Raw genomic sequence first — 4,125 nt, 5'->3', positions numbered from 1 at the left:
TCCCAAGCATCGGTGCCGCGGGGTGGTCCACGCCCGAGCAGGTGGCGTCGACCATCACCTATCTCGTATCACCGATTGCCGGTGCGATCTCGGGCGAGTCCATCGCCGTCGGGCACAGGATCCGCGGGGTGAACGTCTAGTTCCCGGTGTCACAACGATGGCGCACGGCCGGCGAGGAGCAGGAGCCTCTTCAGGAAGCCCCGGGCCCGTGAGCCAACGCACCGGCCGCTACGACCGAGAAGCGGAGCGCGCACAGCACGCTGGGGGCCCTGGACGCGTAGTCACGAGCCGCGTACGCCAGGGTCTGGTAGGCCTGAGTGAAGAACCTATGCGACGCATCGACCACATTCGGACCTCTCACGATGACGAATCCATCTGCACCAAGGGCGATCGGGCTTCGTTTCGTGGTCTCGCACCTGGCTCACCGGTAGACGTGATGCTTCCGCGGTAACCCTCGGGTCAACCTGCGATGTAGTCCGCGTGGTACTCGTCGAGGACGGTTCTCGTGAAGCGACCGATCGAGACGTACTCGGCTTCGGTCAGGTTGGCCAGGGACACGCGCGCGCTGGCGTCGACGACCTCGAAGCCATTACCGGGCAGTAGCACGACACCTGTTTCCCGTGCGAGGCGGAACAGGAAGTCGCGACCGAGGTCCTTCTTCTCGAACCAGGCCGCGAAGTCCTGCCCGTAGAGCTGGCCGGCGAGGCGCTGCAGATCCACCAGCGTGTAGTAGTCCACGTCCTCCGGTGCGTCATAGACGGGCATTCCTGCGCTCGCATACAGAGTGGCCTCGCGGTGCCGGATGAGGGACTTGGCTGCGGTCTGGTACCGGCCAAGTCGATCGGTGAGTGCATGCAGGGCGAACAGCGTCATCTGCAGCTGCTGGGGCAGGGACAGGCCCGCTGTGTGGTTCAGTGCGACAGCGCGGGAGTCCGCAACGAGGCGGTCGATGAACCCCAGCGTGGAGGCGTCCTCGGTCAGTGAGGAGTACCGGGTCCGGAGGCGGTCGCGGATCTCCTCGGGCTGGGCGGCCAGTGCGGCGTCGATCGTGTTGTCCTCGTGCAGGGCGATCGTCCCGAGGCGCCAGCCGGTAGCCCCGAAGAACTTCGAGAAGGAGTACACGAGGACCGTGTTACGGGGTGCCAGGGCGAACAGCGACGTGAAGTCGTCTGCGAAGGTCCCGTAGACGTCATCGGTGATGACGATGAGGTCCGGGCGGCGGGACTGGATCAGCTCGGCAATGGTTCGCAGGCTCGCATCAGACAGCTTCGTCGACGGCGGGTTGGAGGGATTGACGAGGCAGAACACCTTCACAGCCGGGTCGAGGAGCTTATCGAGCTCGTCCTGGGGGTACTGCCACTGGTGGTCCTGGTCCATACGGATGTCGACGACCTCGAGGTCGTATCCCGGCAGGGTCGGGATCTCCAGGTACGGTGAGAAGATCGGGGTCCCGATGGCGATCTTGTCCCCGGGATGCAGCAGCTCGTTGGCGAACAGGCTCTCGAAGAGATAGGTCATCGCGGCGGTCCCACCCTCGGTCGCGAACACCGCGAAGTCACCCGTGGGGCGGTCCCCGGTCATCTGCTGGCGCAGGTATCGTGCGACAATCCGTTCGGCGTTGGGGAGCATGCGCGGAGGGACGGGGTACTGGCATCCGAGGAACGCCGTCACGGCCTCGGCCAGGAAGGACTCGGCGTCGATGCCCAACTGGTCATCGACGTACGAGATCGCCGCCCGTAGGAACGCGACGCCTTCATCGTGATCGTGGCCGCTGGCGAAGACCTCGAACCGGTCGACGAGTCCTGTCTCCTTGGGCAGTCCGCCGAAGCCGCTGTCGAGGTAGGAGTAGGACCGCTCGGACTCCCGCAGCGCGAACTCCCCCAGCCGCAGGAACGCATGGCGTGGCTGTGTGGCCAGGAAGTTCGGGTTGCCGCGGCCGGCGTTCAGCATCAGCCGATGAGTGTCCGAGGAGGCCGCCTTGATCAGCAGGTCCTTGAGCTCGAAGGGACTGAGTTCCGTAGCGGGCGGGGCCGATGTCAGGACCTGCTGGGCGCGGGAGCTGCTGGAGGACGGGGTGGGTTGCGAGGACATGGCGTTCCTTTTGTCATAAGGGTTGGAGTCAGGAGGCGTTGACGGTGACGAGTGCGATGATCACGGGCCCCCAGAGGGTCAACAAGACGTTGGCCACGGCGTAGGTGACGGTGAACGGGACGACCGGGGTTGCGTTGCCGGCTTTCTCCATCAGAGCGGCGAACGCCGGATTCGCGCTGCGGCCGCCTGCGATGGCGGCGAGCAGATCGATCGGATTGCGGATCCGCAGGACTGTATAGGAGAGGAAGAAGCTGAGGACGGTCGGGATCACCGTGACGGCGACACCCAGCAGGAGCAGCGTCAGCCCGGATTCGCGAATGGCCGAGAGAGCCTGGGCGCCGGCCCCCAGTCCCACTGCGCCCACGAACGCCGCCAGCCCGAAGTCGCGTAGGAAGTTGGAGGCGCCGGTGGGCAGGGACGCGAACCGGGGGTGGACGCCGCGCAGCCACCCGAAGACGAGACCCGACAGCAGGCAGCCGCCGCCGGCGCCGATGGACACCGAGACCCCGAAGATCGGGACCTCGATCAGGCCGATCAGCATGCCCAGAGCCACACCGACACCGAAGAACACGAAGTCGGTGACGGCGGCAGCGCCGATCGGATACCCCAGGAGCTTCTGCGCCTTGTCGAGGTCGGCGGGGCGCCCGATGACGGCGATCTCGTCGCCACGGTGCACCTCGACGCCCGACAGAGACGGCAGGTCGTGGCCACTGCGGCGGGCACCAACGAGGAACACGCCGTAGTCCGCCGCATCATTGAGCCGAGCGTGGATCGACCCGATATCGGCTCCCACGAGCTCCTTGTTGGTGACCACGAGGTCGCGACGTTCTTCGACCTCGATCGCTCCCTGTGGAGGGACGACTTCCTTCCCGATCGTCGAGGACAACGCTTCGAGTCGCTCGATCGTCCCGGTGACCGCAACGTTGTCACCCGCCGCCAGCACGTCGCTCGCGGTGGCCTCGTGGTGCGTGCCACCGCGCAGGACGTCCTCGATGCTCGCGTCGGCGAGCACACGGTCGACGTCGCCGACGGTCTTCCCGACCCAAGGGCTCTCCGCCGTGACCCCGTAGTAGCGAGTGATGATCCGGCGCACGGCGTTGTACTGCCCGGCCTCGAGCTCTGCGTGGCCTCCCGAGAGCTCCGACGCCAGCTTCACTGCTTCACGGCGGATGTTCCACCGCCGGATCATGGGCAGGAACCAGGAGATCAGGAGGATCGGTCCCAGCGATCCGAAGATGTAGGTGACGGCATAGCCGACAGCGACGTTGGTCTGCATCTGCTGCGTGACATCCGTCGGCAGTCCCAGCTTGGCGATCGCATCGCCGGCCGTCCCGATGATCGCTGACTGCGTGAGGCCCCCCGCGGCGAGCCCCGCGGCCAGGCCCCTGTCAAGGCCGAACACCCACGCCGCGATCAGGACAGTGACAAGCCCCAGGACGCAGGTGAGTACGGCAGACAGCAACTGGTTCAACGAGCGCTTGTTCAGCGCCCGGAAGAACTGCGGGCCACCCTGGAACCCCACCGCGTAGATGAACAGGGCGAAGAAGACGCCTCGCACGCTGTCGTCGAGCTTGATACCGATCTGTCCGAGCACGACGCTGACGATCAGTGTTCCTGCGATCCCGCCGAGCTTGAACGATCTGATACGGAACTTCCCGATCAGATAACCCAGCGACACGCAGAAGAACAGTGCGATCAACGGATTGTCCTGCAGCAACTTCGCGACCGCCTCGAACATTCAAGTGCCTCCACTATGCATCACGTCTGTGGCAACGGAGGCGACCAGAACGTGAGGACCGGTCGCTTCGTGCCCTCTGTGGTCGAGGCTAGCACCGGGGAAGGCCGACACCGGAGGACCTCTGGCCATCGACTACGAGCCAGCACACTCTGGACTGCAACAGGAAACCGGCATGCCACCCGCACCGACTCAAGTGGCGACGGCGTCCTCGGACTCATCTCGGAGGCGGAGGCCCGGAACACCAAGGCTCGCCTTCCGTAAAAAGTGCGCGAATCCGAAGCTGCCGATCGATATCG

General features: G+C 65.5%; 2 protein-coding genes. Both read right to left on the bottom strand.

The window, feature by feature from the left end; translation table 11 throughout:
* Positions 1-459: 459 nt before the first annotated feature.
* Positions 460-2,091, bottom strand: a complete 1,632-nt coding sequence (locus ACT3TZ_RS14915) for a bifunctional aspartate transaminase/aspartate 4-decarboxylase (RefSeq protein WP_444584203.1) — start codon at positions 2,089-2,091, stop codon at positions 460-462.
* 28 nt (positions 2,092-2,119) lie between these two features.
* Positions 2,120-3,829 carry an aspartate-alanine antiporter gene (gene aspT, locus ACT3TZ_RS14910; RefSeq protein ID WP_444584202.1) on the bottom strand — a complete coding sequence of 570 codons (1,710 nt, stop codon included), beginning with the start codon at positions 3,827-3,829 and terminating at the stop codon, positions 2,120-2,122.
* Positions 3,830-4,125 lie beyond the last annotated feature (296 nt).

Origin of the sequence: Brachybacterium sp. AOP25-B2-12 (assembly GCF_052378625.1) — a bacterium.
Lineage (GTDB): Bacteria > Actinomycetota > Actinomycetes > Actinomycetales > Dermabacteraceae > Brachybacterium.
This window is presented reverse-complemented; position numbering and strand designations above follow the sequence as displayed.